Below are 21676 nucleotides of genomic sequence, written 5' to 3'. Positions count from 1 at the left end.
ATCATGAAAAATTACCTCATAATAATCTGTATAACCACTATGCTTTTTAGTTGTAAAAATGCTTCTAAAAGTGAAAATGGCAAACTAAATATAGTTACAACAACTTCAATGATTACCGATTTGGTAACTAATATTGGTGGAGACCTCATAAACATTCAAGGACTTATGGGTAGTGGTGTTGATCCGCACCTATATAAAGCAAGCGAAGGTGATGTATCTAAACTGGCTAACGCCGATATTATTTTTTACAATGGTTTACATTTAGAAGGTAAATTGGTAGAAGTATTTGAAAAAATGGAACATCAAAACATTCATACAGTAGCTGTTTCTGATGCTCTAGATAAAAACACGCTTATTGGATCTGAATATTTTGCTTCAAATTATGATCCACATATTTGGTTTAATGTTGACTATTGGGTTTTGGCAGGAGAATATGTTACCGAAATTCTAAAAGAGGCTTTACCCGAACATACTCAAACTCTTGAAACTAATTGGAAGAGTTATCAAAGTGAGTTATATAATTTAAAGGAAGACCTTTTTAAAATTGTTGAAACACTTCCAAAAGATCAACGCATATTGGTTACCGCACATGATGCTTTTAATTACTTCGGAAAAGCCTTCGATTTTGAAGTAGTTGGTTTACAAGGTTTATCTACGGCCACAGAAGCCGGTGTTCAAGATGTACAAAGGCTTGCTGCTTTCATTATTGAAAAACAAGTAAAAGCCATTTTCATTGAAAGCTCTGTGCCAAGACGCACAATCGAAGCTTTACAAGCAGCTGTAAACTCAAAAGGCCATCAAGTAGAAATTGGCGGCACTTTGTATTCAGATGCGCTTGGAAATCCGGGAACTGTTGAAGGCGAATATATTGGCATGTTTAGATATAATGTAAACACCATTGTTAATGCATTGAAATAATGAGCGAAATTGCAGTAAAAGTTGATGATTTAACGGTAGCGTATAATTACAAACCCGTACTTTGGGATATCGATCTTGAAATCCCTGAAGGTGTGCTTATGGCCATTGTTGGTCCAAATGGCGCAGGAAAATCAACCCTTATAAAATCAATACTGGGGATTTTAAACCCCATTGCCGGAAGTATAAGCATCTACGGTAAATCATATGACAAACAGCGCTCATTAGTAGCTTATGTGCCACAAAAAGGAAGTGTAGATTGGGATTTTCCAACCACAGCTTTAGACGTAGTGATGATGGGAACCTATGGAAGTTTAGGGTGGATTAAACGACCAGGCCAAAAAGAAAAAAAAGCAGCCCTCGAAGCTTTAGAAAAAGTGGGCATGTTACCTTTCAAAAACCGCCAAATTAGTCAATTGTCTGGCGGGCAGCAACAGCGAATTTTTTTGGCTAGAGCATTAGTGCAAGATGCCTCTATTTATTTTATGGATGAACCTTTTCAAGGTGTTGATGCCACCACAGAGATTGCTATAATCAATATTTTAAAAGAATTACGCAAAGCAAAAAAAACGGTAGTTGTGGTGCATCATGATCTTCAAACGGTTCCAGAATATTTTGATTGGGTAACTTTTCTAAATGTGAAGAAAATCGCAACTGGTCCTGTTAAAGATATTTTTAATGACGATAATTTAACCAAAACCTACGGAATTAATTATAAAGTGAGCGTTCAGAAATAATGGATTTACAAGAGTATTTTTCTTTAGTTTTTTCAGATTACACCTTACGTACAATCACGCTTGGAACTGCGATATTAGGTGCGGTAACCGGTATGTTAGGTAGCTTTGCAGTTTTAAGAAAGCAAAGTCTGCTAGGTGATGCTATTTCTCATGCAGCCTTACCAGGTATAGCCATTGCATTTTTAATTACTGGGGCAAAAGAAAGCAATATTTTATTACTTGGCGCCTTAATTAGTGGTTTGATAGGAACGTTCTGGATTAGAGGAATAATTACCAAAACACACTTAAAATCTGACACTGCCTTAGGGTTAATTTTGTCTATTTTTTTCGGTTTTGGAATGCTTCTTTTAACATTTATTCAAAAACAACCCAATGCCAATCAGGCTGGGTTAGATAAATACCTATTTGGTCAGGCAGCTACATTGGTTGAAAGTGATGTATGGCTTATGACCATAGTCACCAGTATTTGTTTGGTTATCATGCTTTTGTTTTGGAAAGAATTTAAACTCCTTCTATTTGACGCAGACTACACTAAAACATTAGGTTTTAACACCAAGTTCATAGATATATTAATTACCAGCTTTATTGTATTAGCAATTGTTTTGGGATTACAAACCGTTGGTGTTGTATTGATGAGTGCTATGTTATTAGCACCAGCAGCAGCAGCTCGGCAATGGACAAACAAATTAAGTGTTATGGTGTTTTTAGCTGCATTATTTGGTGCCTTTTCTGGTGTTTTTGGAACAGCCATTAGTGCGAGTCAAAATAATTTATCTACCGGACCAGTTATTGTTTTGGTCGCAGGCGTATTTGTAATCGTGTCATTTATATTTTCACCAAGCCGCGGACTTTTGTTCAGACAAATTCGTGTGATTAAAAATAGACGTGATTTACAATTACATAAAACACTTTCATTTATGTACAGAATAGCCGAAACACATGACAATATCTCTCATCCACATACCATTAAAATCTTAAATAATTTTCAAGGTTTCACAAGAGGAACACTTCAAAAATTAGTGGATAAAAATTATGTCACCATTGATGGAACAATGTGGAGTTTAACTGAAGAAGGGTTTAAAACAGCAGCCAATTTATATAACCAATTGACCAAGAAAAATGAGTAACGCTCAAATAGAAATACAACTAATTGCAAGTTTGGTGGCAATTGCTTGCGCTATTCCCGGCACATTTTTGGTATTGCGCAAAATGGCCATGATTAGTGACGCCATAAGTCATTCTATTTTACCGGGAATTGTTATTGGGTTTTTTATAACACAAGATCTCAATTCACCACTCTTAATATTTTTAGCAGCATTAACTGGAATTATTACAGTAATTTTAGTTGAACAAATACAAAAAACAGGTCTTGTAAAAGAAGATACAGCTATAGGATTGGTCTTTCCTGCCTTATTTAGCATTGGTGTGATTTTAATTGCAAAAAATGCAAACGATGTTCATTTAGATGTAGACGCCGTATTGCTGGGAGAATTGGCATTCGCTCCATTTGACAGAATGTTTCTTTTTGGAGCCGATGTAGGACCAAAATCACTTTGGATTATTGGTGCAATTTTAATCATCACCTTGGTGCTCTTGTTTATGTTTTTCAAAGAACTAAAATTAAGCACTTTCGACAGCGGCCTAGCAGCTTCATTAGGATTTTCTCCAGTTGTAATTCATTATGGTTTAATGACAGTTTCATCGGTCACAACTGTTGGCGCTTTTGATGCTGTGGGTGCCATTTTAGTTGTAGCTTTAATGATTGCTCCTGCGGCAGCTGCATATTTACTAACAACAGACTTAAAAAAAATGCTCCTATTAGCTATTCTTTTTGGGATTTTTAGTGCCATTTCGGGTTATTGGGTGGCCCATTGGTTAGATGCATCCATTGCTGGATCTATGACCTCAATGCTGGGCTTACTGTTTTTAGTAGTGTATTTATTCGCCCCTAACAAAGGCCTAATTGCCGTAATTTATAGGGAAAAACAACAGCGTATAGAAGTCTCATTACTATCCTTTTTGTTGCATTTAAAGAATCATGTTGAATTAGAAGAGCGCCATGTTAATCACCTCAATGAACATATTAACTGGCAAAACTTACGATCTAAAACCGTTTTAGATCTGGCCTTAAAAAATAATATGATAGAAATCAATAATAAAATTGTTTCACTAACCGAAAAAGGCGATGTATTTACATCGCAAGCCATTGATTATATTATCACTAATGAGGATGCTCAAATTGAAGATATGAAAGCAGATTTCTTTTTGTTTAGAGGCTAATTAAATGAAGGTAAGTTTCTAAAATTAATTTAGTTAATTTTGGTAAAACCTATTCATTAAGCATGAAATATCTCATAATTGGTTGTTATGCCGTTTTATTTTGGTCCTGTGGTAGCTCAATAAAAATTGTTGAAAAACCTATTATTTTTGATCAAGCACGCACACAATTAACCCTAGAATATCTTTCAAGCCGATATGGATTAGAGCAAACATCTCCTACTATTACACCAACCATGATTGTTTTGCACTGGACGTTTATCCCCACATTCGAAAAATCTTATGAAGCCTTTTATAATTCCACATTACCCAATTGGCGACCTGAAATAAAAACTGTTAGTGGTCTTAATGTTTCTACGCATTTTCTTGTAGATACTGATGGTACCATTTATCGTTTAATGCCTGAAACAACAATGGCGCGCCATGTCATTGGCTTAAACCATACGGCCATAGGCATAGAAAATGTTGGTGGAACAGAAAATACCCCTTTAACTACAGATCAAATTAAGGCAAACATTAAATTAGTAAAATATTTAGCAAGTAAATATCCTATAGAATTCCTTATTGGTCATTACGAATACACCTATTTTGAAAATCATCCTTTATGGCTTGAAAAAGATATAGCTTATAGAACTCTAAAAGATGATCCAGGAGAAAATTTTCTCAATGCTGTTAAACAAGGTACGCGCCATTTAAAATTAAAATCTGCACCAAATGAAACTAATAATTAACATGAAATTTTATTATACGGTCGTCTTTGCGTTTCTACTTTTACCCGTATCTGCGCAAGTAAACGATATAACCTCTAATTTATATGAAACCTATGCAATGTTTAAAGAGACGAGCTTAAATGAACGTCGTATTAAACATAACGACATCCAACCTTTAATAGACCAGCTTAAAAAGGATTCAAAATACACCGTTAAGACGGTAGGTAATTCTATCAAAGGTAAAAGTATTAGTTTAATTAGCATAGGATCTGGCAAAACCAATGTATTGCTATGGTCGCAAATGCACGGTGATGAACCTACAGCAACTCAAAGTATTTTTGATATTTTCAATTTTTTAGATAGCAATCAATTTACTCAAGAAAAAAATAAATTATTGAGCGAAGTTACCCTTCATTTTATGCCCATGCTCAATCCTGATGGTGCAGAACTATTTACCAGACGAAACGCGCTAGGCATCGACATTAACCGAGACGCGTTACGATTACAGTCTCCTGAAGGTAAAATTTTAAAGCGTATTAGAGATAGTCTTCAAGCCGATTTTGGATTCAATTTACACGATCAAAGCACCTACTACAATGCAGAACGCACCGAAAAACCTGCAACCATTTCCTATTTAGCCCCAGCTTATAATTATGAAAAAGACATCAATGTAGTGAGAGGTAATGCCATGAAGGTGATTGTTTTTATGAATAGTATTATTCAAAAATATGCCCCTGGACAAGTAGGGCGTTATAATGATGATTTTGAACCTAGAGCATTTGGTGATAACATTCAAAAGTGGGGCACGAGTACTATTTTAATTGAATCTGGAGGCTATAAAAATGATGTTGAAAAACAAGAAATTAGAAAGTTAAATTATGTCTCTATATTATCAGCTTGCTTTACTATTGCTGATGGCTCATTTAAGGCAATCTCAATTGAAGACTATGAAAAAATTCCTCAAAACGATCGAAAATTATTTGATTTCAAAATACATGCGATCACGCATACACTGTTAGATAATCCTTACATTTTAGATTTAGGAATAAACTTCGAAGAAATTGATGACCAAAACCACCGTAACTTTTATAATGTCGGCCGAATTGTGGATCTAGGTGATTTATCAACCTATTATGGTTATGAAACTTTAGATGCTACAGACTATCACATTGTTGAAGGCAAAACCTATTCTAATCTTATTGAATCATTAGATGCTTTAAAACAAATGGATATCTACCAGCTTCTAAAATCAGGTTATACCTATGTAAGGGTTAAACAACTCCCGAAAGATAAAAGAGCAGTTACTATTCCTATAAATATTATAAGCGCAACATATAAAACACCTCAACTGAATATACAATTAGGTGTGAATCCATCATTTCTAATCCAAAAAGAGGGCGTAAATGTTTATGCTGTTATCAATGGGTTTCTTATTGATTTGGCTACGAAAAAAAGTCAGTTCAAAAATGCGCTAATATTAAAATAAGTAGATTAATAATGGTCTCGTAGCCATTCAAAAATGGATTGCATTCTTGCTTTAACTTCCGAAGTAGGCTTTGTATAGTGATTGTTCATAAAGCTGAAAATTAGCAGTTCTCCTGAATTAGTTAGCAAATAACCACTTAATGAATAATTATTTCCCACGGTACCAGATTTAGCATAAATATAAGGTCTAGCTTCTCCGGTATACCAGTTTTTTAAGGTCCCCGAAACCCCTCCAGAAGGGAAAAAATTGAATAATCGCTCCGTCGGTATTTCAGTATATAATTTTGAAAGCACCTGTACAAATGAAGCCGGTGTAAATAAGTTATAACGACTTAAGCCAGATCCATCCACCCAACGTGGTTTATGTTTTAAATCTTTTAAATGGTGATTAATAATGGAGTCACGTACTCTATCTACATCTAAAGTATCTGAAATCATTGAAGATGATAAAACCAACATTTGTTCAGCTAAAAAATTGTCACTTAAGTGCATCATTCGTTTATACAAACTATCTGATGGGACACTGTAAGCAATTTGGTCTAGTATTCTGGATGTCTTATGTATTAGTTTTATTTTGTTAGGTATTAGATCCTTCCACAATTCATCTATTAACATAGAATCCATAACCATAGGAATCTCTATTTTGTTTTTAGTCCCACTTTTATAATAAAACACGTTGGTATTGTAATCCCTTTGTGTGTTGGATTGTGTTAGATACGTTCGAGATCGCAATACGTCTGGTATGACTACTAAATTATTATCATGAGCAATTGTTACAACATTACCATACATTGGAAAACTGCTTCGTTCTGGGCTAAAATACCTGTCATAATCTTCCCATGCCCAACCCGGGCCAAATTTCTCATTTTTAAAATTATTAATGAGCAATTGTGCCTCTTTATAATTGTTGATGAATTTTAAGGCCGTACTATCATTAAAGTAAGGATGTAAAAAGGTTGGATCCCCCGTTCCTCTCATTACAATTGTATCTTCAGCCACCGCGTAAGTAAAAGCAGGTATGTATTCTGGTAAAAACTGTAATGCCGTAAACAAAGTAAAAATCTTTGTGTTACTTGCAGGTGTAAAATAACGATCGCCATTATAATTAAATACAGTGTCTTTAGTACGTGGATTATATACCATAAAACCCGTAAACTGATGGTCATAAAAATTAGCCTTCAATGATTTTGAAAGTGATTTTGAGATTTGGGCTGATTTACAACTAAACAACACAAAAATAGTTATAGAAAAAAGACCTAGACGAAATGCTTTGATGTATCCTTTCATATAATACCCTTAATATTTTCTATTATATTCATTAATTCGTGTAATGCAACAATTTAACAATTATTGTCCTATAAATTGCCTTTGTAAAAGTAAATTACGATTCCATTATTAGTCACAATCTCACAAAAAAGAGAATTAATTCTCAATTTCAAGGCACTTAACAAGAAGTGTTTAGTATCATTTTTAAATATTTTTCCTACATTTACTAGTCTATCAACCAAAACTTTTTAATTATGCAAAAAAAAACTACGCTTTCTTTGCTTGTTTTTTTTACTTCAGCTTGTTTCATATTATTTGCACAGAACACCACAGTAAGTGGTAAGGTTACTGATGCTTCTAATGTTCCAATGCTTGGGGTAAACATTCTAGTAAAGGGCACAACCAACGGTACAACTACCAATTTTGATGGTGATTATACCATCAACGCTTCAATCGGAGACGTTCTAATTTTTTCGTATGTAGGATTTAAAACTACCGAAAGAACCATTTCTGGAGCTGTCTTAAACCTTACATTAGAAGAAGACTCAAATTCTTTAAATGAGGTTGTAATTACAGCTTTTGGCATTAAGCGAGAGACCCGCGAATTAGGGTATTCTGTGACTCAAGTCAAAACTGATGATGTGGACCTCACAGGTCAAACTAATCCGCTTGCTGCTATTCAAGGTCGAGTAGCTGGAGTCCAAATTAGTCAAACTTCTGGTTCATCTGGAGGAGGAATTGACATCTTAATTAGGGGTATAACATCGGTGAACCCTAACAGGAGCAATCAACCGCTAATTATTATAGATGGTTTAGCATTAGATAACGACACCTTTTCAGGGAGTGTATTACCTAGTGCGGGATCTAATTCTCCAAGTAGTGCTGAGCAGTTTTCTTTTACTAACAGAGCTTCGGATATCAATCCAGAAGATATTGAAAGTTTTAACGTATTAAAAGGAGCGGCTGCAACAGCATTGTATGGGGTTAGAGCTTCTAATGGTGCTATTATTATTACTACAAAAAAAGGGAAAGTAGGAAAACCTAAAATTAATATCACAACCTCTATTACTTCTCGAAATATTAATACCACTCCTGAACTACAGAAAAAATATCGTGAAGGTTTTAATGGTGCTCCTCGTACTTTATATACTCCAGAAACAGACACTGGATTTACAAGACTTGGAGGTACATCATTTTATTCATGGGGTCCTGAATATAGTTTAGACAGCTATACATTAGGCAATGGCACTGTAGTAGACCTTTCAAATGACAGATTTTATGATCCATACGATTTGTTTAGAACAGGTGTAAATACACAAGTAGATTTTAATCTTAGCGGTGCAAGTGATAAAATGGATTATTACTTCTCTATTGGTAATGACAGTGAAAAGGGTGTTTTACCAAATACTGATTACGATAAAACAACCTTAAGGTTTAAAGCTGGATATAAGGTAACTGATAATTTTAATATCAATTCTTCTATTAGTTATACTAATGCCGGTGGAAAACGAGGAAATGGAGGAGACAAATCGGTGTTTAGTTCTTTATCCTATTTCTCAGGAACCTTTCCAATAAATGATTATTTAAATCCAGATGGCACACAGCGTAATTATTCATTTGGAATTATTGATAACCCTCGGTACTTGCTAGAAACAAGTCCATTAACTGACGATGTAAATCGATGGGTTGGGAATGTAACTTTAAATTGGGCACCTAAAGATTGGGTAAACGTAACCTATGCAGCACAAGTTGACAATTATTCTGATCTTAGAAATAGATTTGTAGCCCCAGACTTGGATACTGCGGCAGCTGTAGGTGGATTTATTGTAAACCAAAATGTTAACTTTTTGGGTCTTGAATCAAACTTACTAGTAACTTTTGAAAAAGATTGGTCTGAAGATTTTGGAACCTCATTAACTCTGGGTAATCAAATTTCAGACTCTAAACGAGATTACTCTCTCATTCGAGGTGAAACTTTAAATGTGCCTGGCATTAATGATATTGCGAATACTATAAATATTTATGCCGATAAAAACATCACTCAATTACGTAACGTTGGGGTCTTTGGTGAATTAAAGTTAGACTATAAAAACAAATTATTTATGACCATAACAGGTAGAAACGACTGGTCTTCTACCTTACCAAAAGCAAATAGGTCATTCTTTTACCCTTCTGTGAGTTTAGCATATGATTTTCATGATTTGATCGATAAAGACAGTGAGTTTTTTAATTTTGGAAAGTTAAGAGCCTCTTGGGCTGAAGTAGGTAAAGGCCCTCTGTTTGGTCAAGTTGGTCATTATTTTGTGTCAGATAGTAATTTTCCTTTTGGAGGTGCTGGAGGCTATAGAGCCGATATTACTTTAGGTGATCCTTTAATTGTCCCAGAAAAAAACAAATCGTTTGAATTAGGAGCCGATCTTCGTTTTTTCAAAAATAAATTGCGAATTGATTATGCCTATTACAAAACACGAATTAAGAACCAAATTTTTACAGTAGGTACAGCTTATTCAACCGGATTAGCAGGTATTGTAAGAAATGCTGGAGATTTTGAAACCTTTGGTCATGAACTAATGGTTTCAGTCGATATTTTAAATACTGAAGATTTCAAATGGGAGACCATCTTCAACTGGTCTACAAATGAAGGAAAAGTGCTGTCATTACCTGAAGATATTGATGCATTAATTTTTGCCGATTCTGGTTTTGCTGGAGTCACTTCAGAAATTAGAGATGGAGATAACATGGGTGACTTATACGGCTATACGTGGCGCTATGAGAATGGACAACTATATATTGGATCTGATGGTTTACCAAGAGTAAATCTCGATGAACGTGTAAAAGTTGGAAATGCTTTTCCAGACTTTATTTCCTCCATGAATAATATGTTTAAATATAAAAACATTCACTTTAATTTTCTACTCGAGTGGAAAAAAGGTGGCGATCTCTATGATGCAGGACGCCGAAATTCATTAAGAAACGGGATTTTAAAAGTAACCGAATTTAGAGATGAAACTATTGTTTTTGACGGAGTAATGGATGATGGGAATGGTGGTTTTGTCACCAATACGCAAGAAGGCCTTATAGATCAAAATTATTACAGAAGTTCAACGCGATATAACAGAGCTTCTGAAATTCTTGTACAAGATGCTTCTTGGGTGAAACTACGCAATATTGGACTTTCCTATAATGTTACAGGTGATATTCTTAAAAATTTGCATTTGGACAATTTAAGTGTTTCTCTAAGCGCTCATAATATATTGATATGGACACCTTATGATGGGTATGACCCAGAAGGGAACCAATATAGTGCTGGAAGTAATGTTTACGGATTTACAGGACTAGGAACACCTTTGAGTGAGAGTTATTCTTTTGGAGTTAAATTAGGATTTTAAAAAAATGAAGATGAAAAATATATTAAAAACAACAGTTATAACATTACTTTTCATGTGTTCAATCTCATGTAGTGATGAGTACTTTGACGTTAACACACCTTCCGGGACAGCACAAGAAGAACAGCTTAGAATTAGCGACCTTATGGCGCCAGTAATTTTTAGAACAATTCAAGGGCAATATTCAGCAGAATTGACTTTTGGAAATTATAGCCAAAACTTTGTAGGACAAGGTGGAACTGCAGCCGGTGAAACTTCGGCCGCTGGTTTATGGAACAATATTTATTTATATATACTTCCAAACATAAAAGTTATTAAAGCAAAAGCGGCAGCCGCTGGTGCAACACATTATGCAGCTGTAGCCGATATTTTAACCGCGATAAATATTGGTATTGCAGCTGATACTTGGGATAATATCCCCTATTCTGAAGCTGCACTCGGTGAAGGAAATTTGTTCCCTGCTTTTGATTCTCAACAATCAGTTTACACATCAATATTTACTTTATTAGATAGCGCTATTGCAGCCTTGCAAGCTGAAGATAATTCTGATATTTCATTGGGAAGTGAGGACTTAATTTATGGGGGTAATACAGACCGTTGGTTAAGAGCCGCATATACTGTAAAAGCTCGTTATCAATTGCATTTGGTTAATAAAGGCGTTGTTACGGCTAATGAAGTTTTAACAACCATTGCCAATGGCTTTAGCTCCAATGCCGATGATTTTCAAATGTCTTACGATGATAGAACTATCAACCCATGGTATGCGCAAGAAATTGTGGCACGAAGTACAGGGAACTTTCATAACGACCTAGCTAGCCAACTCATTAGCTCTATGAATGGGGATTATTACCCTTTTCAGAGTGGTCTTTTAAATATAGACCCTAGGTTGCCTCGTTTTGGGACCAATAATGGTGCTACAGAATGGAAAGGCTTTGTGAGTGGTGGCGGAGGTGATAGTCCAGATGGGACACCTGGTAATACCTTTTTTGTTGAAGGTGGCTATTACACTAGTATCGACTCTCCCATCATGATTATCAGCTATGCCGAAGCCATGTTTATTAAAGCTGAAGCAGCATTTTTAGCTAATGGCGGTACAACGACTAGTGTTGGCTCTACCACAACAGCATATGAAGCTTATATGCAAGGCATTGCAGCTAGTATGGCTAAATATGGCGTAGATGGATCTGATTATATGGCGGACGGAGCAATTGCCGTAGGAGCTGGCGGATTAATGCTTAACCATATTATGAAAGAAAAGTACATCCATAACTTCTTAAACCCAGAGTCATTTGTTGACTTCAGACGCTATAATTTTTCTGATGATGTCTTTATAGGGCTTACAATTCGAGAAGAAGCAGATTCGAGTGGTGAATATGCAGGACAATGGTTTAGAAGAGCAAGTTACCCGTCTACAGAGTTAAATAGAAATAGGGCTAATGTTGAAGCGAATCAACAAACCCCGGTAACTCCTGTTTGGTGGGAAACACCATAAAAATAGAAATCTGTTTAGGGGTAGAATTACAGTATAGTAAATTGTAGTTCTGCCCTTTAACAGTTTCTAATATCTAAACGACCTCATTTTGAAATTCTAATAAGGCCTTTTTTAAAGCTTCTAAATCTTCTTCAGTATGGTTTGTTGTTACTACAATCCTATTCATTACCACATCATAATTAGGGTATTTAAAGTTTGTTATTAGGATGTTTTTACTTTTTAAATAATCAAATATTCCAGCATGATTGCAGTAAATTACAGGGTATGATTGATTATATTTAAATAAATCACTCAGCTTTAAATCTTCAAACAAAAAGTCTAAATTCTGTTTTAATTGTTCTTGTTGTTGTTTTATAATCTCTTGAGAATGAAAGAAGGCATACAAATACATAGGACTCATCCCCGATGATGAAATAAAGACATCATCCTTTTTTATCGCATCAATAACGATTTTATCGCCAGCAATGAGCCCGCCAGCGCAGCCCATGGCTTTAGTAAGAGATGAAATCATTATTTTATGCTTTATTTTGGGATGAGACAGCTGATTAAAAATGCCAAAGCCATTATTGCCAAAAACCCCAAAGCTATGAGACTCATCAATGAGTAAAATTATGCTCTTAGTTGAAGAAATTGCCTCTAAAAAATCAAACGACGTGATTGTAACTTCATTGGATAATATAGCGTCAACACTAATTACTACCGTTTCTTTTTTTGAATTTTGTAAGTCTGGATGAAGCATCCCATCTAAAAATAAAGCCACACTATTATTTTTAAGAATTGCTGGATGCGTCTTTGGATAATGATAAAAAGTTACCTCAAATTTATCTAAATAATCTAACATAAGCTTTCCAGCCAAAGTCCCTGATGACACAGTAACACACTCATCTGAACCTATAAGATGGCTCAATAAATCCTCTGCCTTATCATAAATTGCTAACTTAACATTTGAGTTTCTTGAACTACCATAAGCAGATCCCCATTTCTTAATTCCTTTAAAAAGACTGTCTTGAAATTGCGGATGTGTGGCCAAACCTAAATATGAAGTGCCTCCAAAATAAAGGTAATCTTTTTGATTAATTGTAATTACTCTGTCGGGAAATTGCTCAACAACCATTTTATTTATGCCTTTAAAACAACACCTGAACCATTTAACTGGCTGTAACTAACGACGCCTTGATCAATAGTTACTCCAGTTGCGATATCATTTGACAATAGCAAGGCTCCGTCCATATCTACATAATCTAACAAAGGTAAAACATGTGCAATAGCCGAAATTCCAACAGATGATTCTGTCATGCAACCTACCATAGTTTTCATCCCTAATTTCTTCGCGCTATTAAGCATTCGTTTTGCTGAAGTTAAACCTCCACATTTTACCAATTTAACATTAACGCCATGAAAATATTGATGACATTTTTCAACATCACTTTCTACTTGACAACTTTCATCTGCAATAATGGGCAATACTGACTCTTGAAAGACTTTTTTGTGGCCTTCCCAATCATCGGCTTTTAAAGGTTGTTCTATAAACTCGACGCCCAATTTTTTTAACTCTATGGCATTTTTAATGGTCTCGTCCGGGGTCCAACCACAATTGGCATCCACCCTAAATATGGCATTTGAATGTTTGCGTAATTCTTTGACAATTTCTATATCTTGATGAGAGCCCAATTTGATCTTATAAATTGGCCAAGGGGTCTCTTTCATCTTATAAATCATTTTGTCAATAGTATCTATTCCTATGGTATAATTTGTAAGCGGATTTCTTTTTATATCTAAATCCCAAAGCTGATATAACTTTTTACCTTGTTGACGCGCGTAGAGATCATTATATGCCAAATCTAAAGCGCACAAGGCAAACATATTATGTTCTAAAAGCGGGTACATGGTTGCCCAAAATGCTTCAGGTTTTAGGTGTGATGATTCTATGATGGTCTTCTCAAGACGCATGATATCTTCAATCATATCAGAAACTTTTATTTTGTAATACGGATTTGAAGTTGCTTCTCCAAAACCAGAATACCCATTCTGTCTTAACTCCACAATTAATGACGGCTGCTCATTATGGGATTCTCTTGAAATTGTAAAGGTGTGTTTTAGTTTTAACGTAAATTCTTTTAAAATTAGCTGCATAGTTTAGTTAATGTGCGTTAAAATGGCTGATTCAATTTAAAATGCTCCAATTTATAAGTAATAACTTACTAAGTTAATAAATTTTAATAGCAGATGACATAAACTCTCAAGTAATTCATCTGGCACATTGTACGCACAAAAAACTTTCAGGGCGGATTAAAATCCGGCCTAAAGGTATTGGATGCTTACATTTTAAACAGATACCAAATTCAGGTTCATCAAGCCTTGAAAGTGCGCGCTGTAAATTGGCCAATTTAATTTCAGCTTGGCGTAAGGAAGCCTCATTTATGCTTCTATTATTGATGGCATCCATTCTGCTTACTCGCCCAATGGCATCATTAGGTGAAATAGGTTGCGTTAATTCCTTATAATCTGAAATTGATTTTTCAGTTTTTAAAATTTCGCTTAATAAGGTTGATTTAATGATGGACTTATCCATATTTAAAAATTACGTTCTTTTTGTAATTGTTCATAGGCTTCTTGAACTTGACGGAATTTTTCTTCAGCCCCTTTTTGGTGCTCCGCACCCAAATGGATTACTTTATCTGGATGATACTTTTTGGCCATTTTTCTATAAGCAGCTTTAATTTCGTCATTCGAGGCATCTTTGGTAATTTCAAGTATTTTATATGCGTTATCTGTTCCGTTATAGAACATCGCTTTAATGCTTTCAAAGTCAAGTTGGCTTATTCCTAAATAATTTGAAATGGTATGAATTGAAGTTACTTCAGTTTCTACAACCATTCCATCGGCTTTGGCAATTCCAAATAAAAAATGAATCAATTGTAAGCGAGACGCCTGGTTCATCATTTGCCTAATCTGCAAACAAACATCGCGTAGAGGAATCTCTTGTTTACTTATGTTTTTAAACAATTTAAATGCATTATTTGCCCGTTCTTTACCATACATGCCTACAAATTGTTGACGCACAAAATCTAACTCTCGTTGATCTTGCTTACCATCTGCTTTTATAACTACCGAAGCTAAAACCAATAAACTCACCTCAAAATCTCCCGATTGTGTTTGACCTCTACTGTAAGTGCGTTGATATGCTCTTCGTTCGTCATTAGACATAGCATCAACCATACTGCCTAAAGCTACTCCAATGATGGCACCAATAGGCCCACCAAACGACCATCCCAAAGCTCCGCCAATCCATTTTGAAAATCCCATTTATTCTATTTTTTTAGGTTGCAAAGATACTATAGTTAGTTGGGTTTTTCCTGCGTTTGTTACATTGAAATGGTTTGTTGTGTAGCTACTTGATGTGAAGTTATGCTTGTTTTCAAATTAAAAATAGTTAAGGCTTGTAATATATAACTGTTAACAGCGACTGCTTACTGAAGACTATTTTATATCTTTGCAGTCAAATTATTAATCTTATAAATTTTAAAATACATGTATCCAGCAGAATTAGTAAAACCAATGCGTGAAGATTTAACCAAAGTTGGTTTTGAAGAATTATATACTGCCGAAGCTGTTGATGCTGCTTTAGCAAAAGAAGGAACGACCTTGGTTGTTGTCAATTCAGTTTGTGGTTGTGCTGCTGCTAATGCGCGACCAGGTGCTAGAATGAGCTTACAAAATGTTAAACGTCCAGATCACATTGTTACTGTGTTTGCAGGCGTTGATAGAGAGGCTGTTGACCGTGCAAGGCAACATATGATTCCTTTCCCACCAAGCTCACCTAGTATGGCCTTGTTTAAAAATGGCGAGTTAGTACATATGTTGGAGCGTCATCATATTGAAGGTCGTCCAGCAGAATTGATAGCCGAAAATTTAGTTGATGCTTATAACGAATACTGCTAATTACTAGCATAAAAAATGAATACAAAACCACGATTATTGTCGTGGTTTTTTTGTGCATCCTTTTCATTAATTTACTTTTGCTTTATGAGAAAGTTATTGGCTTATCCTTTGACCGTTCTATATTTAATTTGTTTTGGATTGATTTTATTGATATTTCATCCTATTCAATGGCTATGTCTAAAATTATTTGGTTATCAAGCTCATAAAATTAGTGTTGATGTACTACAATGGTGTTTAGTACGCTGTTTACATATTTTAGGAACACGTTTCACCTTTTCGAACCCACATCAAATTTCCACCAACCAACCACTTATTATAGTTGCCAACCACCAGAGCATGTATGATATCTCCCCAATCATGTGGTTTATGAGAAAACATCATGTTAAGTTTATCAGTAAAAAGGAACTAGGCAAAGGTATTCCTAGTGTGTCTTTTAACTTAAGGCATGGCGGTTCGGTTTTAATTGACAGAAAAAACCCAAGACAGGCCTTACCGGCCATTATGCAATTTGGAGAATATATAGAACGCACAAAGCGAGCTGCCGTTATTTTTCCTGAAGGCACCCGAAGTAAAGATGGCTACCCTAAAAAATTTCAAACTAAAGGATTAGAAATCCTCATAAAAAAAGTGCCATCTGCGGTAATAGTTCCTATAAGCATAAATAATTCCTGGAAAATGCTGCGTTATGGTAAATTCCCCATGGGAATTGGCAATCATATTATTTTTACAGTTCATAAGCCTATTAAAATTGCTACCTTTACAAACAAAGAAGCGCTGATTCCCTTAATTGAAAGCACTATTACGGAAGCCATTCGCCCATAAATCTTATAATTATGTCCTTAAAAAATGTAAGATTGGAAGTCATGCAGTTTTTGGAAAAAGACGTTGACTCCCTTATAGAAAAGTACCTCATCCCTGTAGAAAATATTTGGCAACCTACTGATTTTTTGCCCAATTCAGAAAGTAATTCCTTCTTTGATGAAGTCGAAGAAATTCGTGAACTCGCTAAAGAATTACCCTATGATTTTTGGGTTGTGTTGGTTGGAGATATGATTACTGAAGAAGCCTTACCAACCTATGAATCTTGGCTCATGGATGTTGAAGGAGTTGGTCAAGTAGAACGAAACCCTTGGTCAAAATGGGTTAGGCATTGGACCTCTGAAGAAAATAGACATGGCGACGTGTTGAATAAATATTTGTACCTCTCTGGACGGGTAAATATGCGAGAAATTGAAAAAACAACACAATACCTTATTGCAGATGGCTTTGATATAGGAACCGATAGAGATCCCTACAAAAATTTCGTGTACACTAGTTTTCAAGAGTTAGCTACTTATATTTCCCATAATCGCGTGGCGAAATTCGCTAAAGAGAAAAGCAATAAGCAATTGAGCAAAATGTGCAAAATTATTTCAGGTGATGAAATGCGGCACCATCATGCCTATTCAGAATTTGTAGAACGTATTTTTGCAGTCGATCCGAACCAAATGATGTTGGCATTTCAATATATGATGAAACAAAAAATCACAATGCCGGCCCACTTTTTAAGGGAATCTGGTGATAAAATAAGTTCAGCATTTGAAGAGTTTTCTAACACGGCGCAACGTATAGGTGTTTATACGTCAAAAGACTATATAGATATTTTAGAAAAATTAATTGCCCGTTGGGATATAGCCAATATCACTAACTTAAATGAAGAAGCAGAAAAAGCTCGTGATTACTTAATGAAACTCCCGTCGCGAATGCTGCGTTTGGCCGATAGAATGACCATTCCTCAAAATTCATTTCAGTTTAAGTGGGTTGAACCTGCAGTTATAAAATAAAGTCAATTTTTTTAAGCAGTAATTTTGAATTCCGAACAGTTAATTTCAATCACAAAAACATTTGTAAAAGTACAACTTAAAGGTGCTGAAGGCGGCCATGATTGGTTTCATACCTTAAGAGTTTACAATAATGCAATATTGATCTCCAAAACTGAAAATGTTGATTTATTAGTAGTGCAACTTGGAGCATTATTGCATGATATAGCCGATAGCAAATTTCATAATGGAGATGAGACAATTGGTCCAAAATTAGCTCGCGAATTTCTATTTAAGCATAACGTAGATTCTTTAGTGATTGAACATGTTGTAAATATTATCAAACACATTTCTTTTAAAGGCGGCAATGAAAAACAGAGTTTTAAGTCAGCCGAACTGGACGTAGTACAAGATGCCGACCGTTTGGATGCCATTGGAGCAATAGGTATTGCACGTTGCTTTAATTATGGTGGCTTTAAAAACAGAGCCTTGTTTGACCCAAGTATCAAACCCAATTTAAATATGACTAAAGCGGAATATAAAAACTCTACTGCACCAACAATTAATCATTTCTACGAAAAATTGCTGCTATTAAAAGATAGAATGAATACTAAAACCGGAAAACAGATTGCAGAAAAACGCCATCAGTTTATGCTGCTTTATCTCGAACAATTTTATGCCGAATGGGACGGTATTAAATAAGCCTTATTGAACAATTTGTTTCAGCTTGTTTCTATATGCAGAGGCGCTACTACCAGTAACCTCATGAAACTGCTTATTAAAGTGCGAAAAATTATTGAATCCACATTCAAAGCATATATCGGTTATTGACATTTGACTTTCAGATAATAATTTAGTGGCGTGCACTACACGATATTCATTAACTAATTTGGTAAAAGTTTTACCAGTTGCCTTTTTAAAATACCTGCAAAAGGCAGGCACAGTCATACTTACTTTGTCTGCTATTTCGTCTAAACTAATATGAGTTTTAAAGTTATTGTTAATGTGTTTGTAAATCATATCAATTTTTGAACTGTCCTGAAGTTTTGTTTCAAAAGCATAGCCATCGGCATTTAGTAAACTATAATCTTGGGCTATTGACAAATCATTCAAAATGTCTAAAAGTTTAATCACACGCTCAACTCCTTCAAAATTAATCAGACTTTCAATTTTAGGGCCAACAATTTTTTTTGTTTCTGGCTTATAAAGTATACCCTTTTTACCCCTTTCAAACAATTGCGCTATGTTTTGTAATTCAGGTGTTTTAAAAAAACTTTCCCCTAAAAAATCTGGTTTGAATTGTATTAAAGTTTCAGTTCCATTACTCGTTAATCGATCAGTAAACCCATTATGAGGTAAGTTAGAACCTAATAGAATTAGCTGACTATTATTAAAGTAGGACAAATGATTTCCTATATGTCGCTTTCCTTGTCCCTTATTAACATAAACTAATTCAATCTCTGGATGAAAATGCCAGAATGCCTTTTTTTGTTTTCTGTTTTTAGTGTGCTGCTTAATTAATATAGAGCTCCCAAAATTCGGACTTATTTTTTCTAACGTAGGTTTTATATTGGACATCTTATGGAGTTTACTACAAAGTTACTTGAATGAGACCTAAGAAACCTATGCAAATTTATCAATTTACTATACTATTTTACCACCTATGCTATTGATCTTCTTTTAAGTGGTTAATTATGTACATAAATTAGCCAAACTAGATGTTTTTCACCTGAATGTTCAGCCATACATTTGTACCGTAACAATTAAATATCTCAAATCATGAAAAAAGAAATTAAAAAAGGAATATTATTAGTGACCATTATGGGAACTATGTTGAGCTACGCTTCAAAACCTTCTGCTTTTGAAGTAAATAATGAGATTAAAAAAACAATGGTAGTTATAAACTACGTTAAAGAAGGTCAAGTTCTAGTCATTAAAGACTACTTTGGTGTTGTACTGTACAAAGAATATATTGAAAAAACAGGTGCCTATACAAAAGGATTCGATTTAACAGCCTTACCAGATGGGAACTACTTTTTCGAACTTGATAAAGATCTAGAAATTCAAGTGATCCCATTCAACGTTAAAGCTAATAAAGTGGAATTTCATAAAGAGAATGAATCAAAATTCTTTAAGCCTACTATTAGAATTAATGACAACAAAATTCTGTTTTCAAGACTTTCTTTAGATTATAAGCCTCTTGAGCTTAAAATTTATTATGATAATGATATGAGTTCTAGCAACCCTGAATTGATTTATACTGATAAGTTTAAAGACACTAAAATAATTGAAAGGATTTATGCGCTGGATAAAGAAAAAAAAGGAACCTACAGAATTGTAGTAGAAACTGAAGGGCATGAATTCAGTAAAACGATGACACTTTAAGATAGTTTTTTATATAATGTTAGTGTAATTTTAGTTAGTGTAAGAGAAGGCGTAAAGCCTTCTCTTTTTTTATTAGAATAATTTTAGTTGTCCGTCCTTACAAGGCTCATGCAATGTTGTATTTAACTTTGGCATCGCTTTGCCTTTAAAATATTTCTGTCTGGCAAGTTTAACGAGATTGTTAATCTGTTTTGCTATTTCGCCATCTCCCCGCATTCGAATTCCAAATCTACTGTCATTCAAACTACCTCCATGGCAACTTTCAATTTGATGCAACACTTTATCTGCTCTATCTGGCATGGTTTTTTTAATCCAATCGCTAAAAATTTCACCTATGGCACCGTTTAGCCTCACTATAGTGTGGGCGATACTCAAAGCTCCAGCTTCAGACACAGCTTTAGCCATGGGCAAAATTTCATGACTATTAATTGAAGGTATTATTGGTGCTAACATGACGTTTACGGGAATTCCATGTTCAGTCAAAACACGAATAGTTTCTAAACGTTTTTTAATGGATGCGGTTCTCGGCTCCAATATTCGCCGGGTTTCTTCAGATAATGTCGTGATTGATACATTAACGCCTACTAATTGATGCTGCGCAAGTTCCTTTAAAATATCCAAATCTCGTAATATCAAAGCATTTTTGGTGATGATACCAACAGGATGTTTATACTTCAAAAACACTTCTAAACATTGTCTAGTAATTTTAAATTGTTGTTCAGCAGGTTGATAACAATCTGTATTTCCCGACATCACAATAGTGTTGGCCTTCCAACTTTTTTTCTTTAATAGTGCTTCTAATAATTTAGGAGCATCTTTTTTCACTAAAATTCGTCGTTCAAAATCGAGTCCCGCACTATAACCCCAAAATTCATGACTGTTACGTGCATAGCAATAAACACAACCATGTTCACAACCTTGGTACATATTCATAGAATACATCATGCCAACATCAGGGCTTTCCACCTTATTGACAATAGTTTTAGGGAAAACCTCCAGATAAAGCGTCTTGTTTTTATCGAAGTCCTCATCTTCCTTTTGACAATATTCGAGAAAATCATCACGCAATTCATGGCTCAATTGAAAAAATCGATTAGGAACATTTAGTTGCGCCCCACGACCCTTTATGATGGTTTTTGAATTCATAACACTAAAGATTTGGAAAGTTGTCTTCTAAATTACGCATTAATTAAAGTCTTAATTGTTAAATAAAATACAGGTTATCAACATCCCTAAAAGTTTTGAAGCCAGTAATAAATTTTGTTTGATTTTTTGTAATTTG

At 34.8% G+C, this 21676-nt stretch carries 20 protein-coding genes; 13 read left to right on the top strand and 7 right to left on the bottom strand.

Annotation, left to right across the window (positions count from 1 at the left end):
* The first annotated feature begins 3 nt into the window (after positions 1-3).
* From ACFO5O_RS11685 to ACFO5O_RS11660, 6 genes are all read left to right on the top strand, one after another.
* Positions 4-918: a metal ABC transporter solute-binding protein, Zn/Mn family gene (locus ACFO5O_RS11685; protein ID WP_387963976.1), complete on the top strand. Its 915-nt coding sequence runs from the start codon at positions 4-6 to the stop codon at positions 916-918.
* A complete protein-coding gene (locus ACFO5O_RS11680; RefSeq protein ID WP_387963974.1) occupies positions 918-1652 on the top strand; it encodes a metal ABC transporter ATP-binding protein in 735 nt (244 codons plus the stop codon). Before ACFO5O_RS11685 ends, ACFO5O_RS11680 begins: the two co-directional genes overlap by 1 nt.
* On the top strand, positions 1652-2779 hold the full coding sequence (locus ACFO5O_RS11675) for a metal ABC transporter permease (RefSeq protein WP_387963972.1): 1128 nt from the start codon (positions 1652-1654) through the stop codon (positions 2777-2779). The genes ACFO5O_RS11680 and ACFO5O_RS11675 overlap by 1 nt, the downstream gene beginning before the upstream one ends.
* Positions 2772-3932 carry a metal ABC transporter permease gene (locus ACFO5O_RS11670; RefSeq protein ID WP_387963970.1) on the top strand — a complete coding sequence of 387 codons (1161 nt, stop codon included), beginning with the start codon at positions 2772-2774 and terminating at the stop codon, positions 3930-3932. Before ACFO5O_RS11675 ends, ACFO5O_RS11670 begins: the two co-directional genes overlap by 8 nt.
* Positions 3933-3994: 62 nt before the next feature.
* Positions 3995-4660 carry a peptidoglycan recognition protein family protein gene (locus ACFO5O_RS11665; RefSeq protein ID WP_387963968.1) on the top strand — a complete coding sequence of 222 codons (666 nt, stop codon included), beginning with the start codon at positions 3995-3997 and terminating at the stop codon, positions 4658-4660.
* Positions 4644-6125: a M14 family metallopeptidase gene (locus tag ACFO5O_RS11660; RefSeq protein ID WP_387963965.1), complete on the top strand. Its 1482-nt coding sequence runs from the start codon at positions 4644-4646 to the stop codon at positions 6123-6125. Before ACFO5O_RS11665 ends, ACFO5O_RS11660 begins: the two co-directional genes overlap by 17 nt.
* A 5-nt stretch (positions 6126-6130) precedes the next feature.
* Here ACFO5O_RS11660 and ACFO5O_RS11655 read toward each other — a convergent pair whose 3' ends face one another.
* Complete coding sequence (locus tag ACFO5O_RS11655) at positions 6131-7411, bottom strand: D-alanyl-D-alanine carboxypeptidase/D-alanyl-D-alanine-endopeptidase (protein WP_387963963.1); 1281 nt, start codon at positions 7409-7411, stop codon at positions 6131-6133.
* Between the two features lie 233 nt (positions 7412-7644).
* Here ACFO5O_RS11655 and ACFO5O_RS11650 point away from each other — a divergent pair, with 233 nt between their 5' ends.
* Positions 7645-10779 (top strand): SusC/RagA family TonB-linked outer membrane protein, encoded by a 3135-nt coding sequence (locus ACFO5O_RS11650; RefSeq protein WP_387963961.1) that lies wholly within the window; start codon positions 7645-7647, stop codon positions 10777-10779.
* Between the two features lie 10 nt (positions 10780-10789).
* The gene (locus tag ACFO5O_RS11645; protein ID WP_387963959.1) at positions 10790-12268 is read left to right on the top strand and encodes a SusD/RagB family nutrient-binding outer membrane lipoprotein; all 1479 of its coding nucleotides are present in this window, start codon (positions 10790-10792) and stop codon (positions 12266-12268) included.
* Between the two features lie 73 nt (positions 12269-12341).
* Here the strand turns inward: ACFO5O_RS11645 and ACFO5O_RS11640 are convergent, their stop codons facing one another.
* The 4 genes from ACFO5O_RS11640 to ACFO5O_RS11625 all read right to left on the bottom strand — a co-directional run bounded on the left by ACFO5O_RS11640 (position 12342) and on the right by ACFO5O_RS11625 (position 15574).
* Positions 12342-13382 carry an aminotransferase class I/II-fold pyridoxal phosphate-dependent enzyme gene (locus ACFO5O_RS11640; protein WP_387963957.1) on the bottom strand — a complete coding sequence of 347 codons (1041 nt, stop codon included), beginning with the start codon at positions 13380-13382 and terminating at the stop codon, positions 12342-12344.
* Positions 13383-13387: 5 nt separating this feature from the next.
* Positions 13388-14401, bottom strand: a complete 1014-nt coding sequence (locus ACFO5O_RS11635; RefSeq protein ID WP_387963955.1) for a dipeptide epimerase — start codon at positions 14399-14401, stop codon at positions 13388-13390.
* A gap of 115 nt (positions 14402-14516) precedes the next feature.
* Entirely contained in the window at positions 14517-14840 is a 324-nt protein-coding gene (locus tag ACFO5O_RS11630) for a TraR/DksA family transcriptional regulator (RefSeq protein WP_387963953.1), read from the bottom strand.
* Positions 14841-14842: 2 nt separating this feature from the next.
* A complete protein-coding gene (locus tag ACFO5O_RS11625) occupies positions 14843-15574 on the bottom strand; it encodes a TerB family tellurite resistance protein (RefSeq protein WP_387963951.1) in 732 nt (243 codons plus the stop codon).
* A gap of 225 nt (positions 15575-15799) precedes the next feature.
* Between ACFO5O_RS11625 and ACFO5O_RS11620 the strand changes: the two genes are divergently transcribed.
* From ACFO5O_RS11620 to ACFO5O_RS11605, 4 genes are all read left to right on the top strand, one after another.
* A complete protein-coding gene (locus ACFO5O_RS11620; RefSeq protein ID WP_387963949.1) occupies positions 15800-16210 on the top strand; it encodes a BrxA/BrxB family bacilliredoxin in 411 nt (136 codons plus the stop codon).
* A gap of 84 nt (positions 16211-16294) precedes the next feature.
* A complete protein-coding gene (locus ACFO5O_RS11615; protein WP_387963947.1) occupies positions 16295-17032 on the top strand; it encodes a lysophospholipid acyltransferase family protein in 738 nt (245 codons plus the stop codon).
* 11 nt (positions 17033-17043) lie between these two features.
* Positions 17044-18033 (top strand): acyl-ACP desaturase, encoded by a 990-nt coding sequence (locus tag ACFO5O_RS11610; RefSeq protein WP_387963945.1) that lies wholly within the window; start codon positions 17044-17046, stop codon positions 18031-18033.
* Between the two features lie 24 nt (positions 18034-18057).
* Entirely contained in the window at positions 18058-18711 is a 654-nt protein-coding gene (locus ACFO5O_RS11605; RefSeq protein WP_387963943.1) for an HD domain-containing protein, read from the top strand.
* 3 nt (positions 18712-18714) lie between these two features.
* On the opposite strand, the gene ACFO5O_RS11600 is transcribed toward ACFO5O_RS11605, so the two are convergent.
* Complete coding sequence (locus tag ACFO5O_RS11600) at positions 18715-19587, bottom strand: AraC family transcriptional regulator (protein ID WP_387963940.1); 873 nt, start codon at positions 19585-19587, stop codon at positions 18715-18717.
* 201 nt (positions 19588-19788) lie between these two features.
* On the opposite strand from ACFO5O_RS11600, the gene ACFO5O_RS11595 reads away from it, so the two are divergent.
* Positions 19789-20394, top strand: coding sequence for a hypothetical protein (locus ACFO5O_RS11595; protein ID WP_387963938.1), 606 nt, complete (start codon positions 19789-19791; stop codon positions 20392-20394).
* A gap of 72 nt (positions 20395-20466) precedes the next feature.
* Here the strand turns inward: ACFO5O_RS11595 and ACFO5O_RS11590 are convergent, their stop codons facing one another.
* On the bottom strand, positions 20467-21540 hold the full coding sequence (locus ACFO5O_RS11590) for a PA0069 family radical SAM protein (protein ID WP_387963936.1): 1074 nt from the start codon (positions 21538-21540) through the stop codon (positions 20467-20469).
* Positions 21541-21676 lie beyond the last annotated feature (136 nt).

It is taken from the genome of Geojedonia litorea, assembly GCF_042654525.1.
GTDB lineage: Bacteria > Bacteroidota > Bacteroidia > Flavobacteriales > Flavobacteriaceae > Geojedonia > Geojedonia litorea.
Note: the sequence above shows the minus strand (reverse complement) of the source record. Positions and strands in the feature narration are given on the sequence as shown.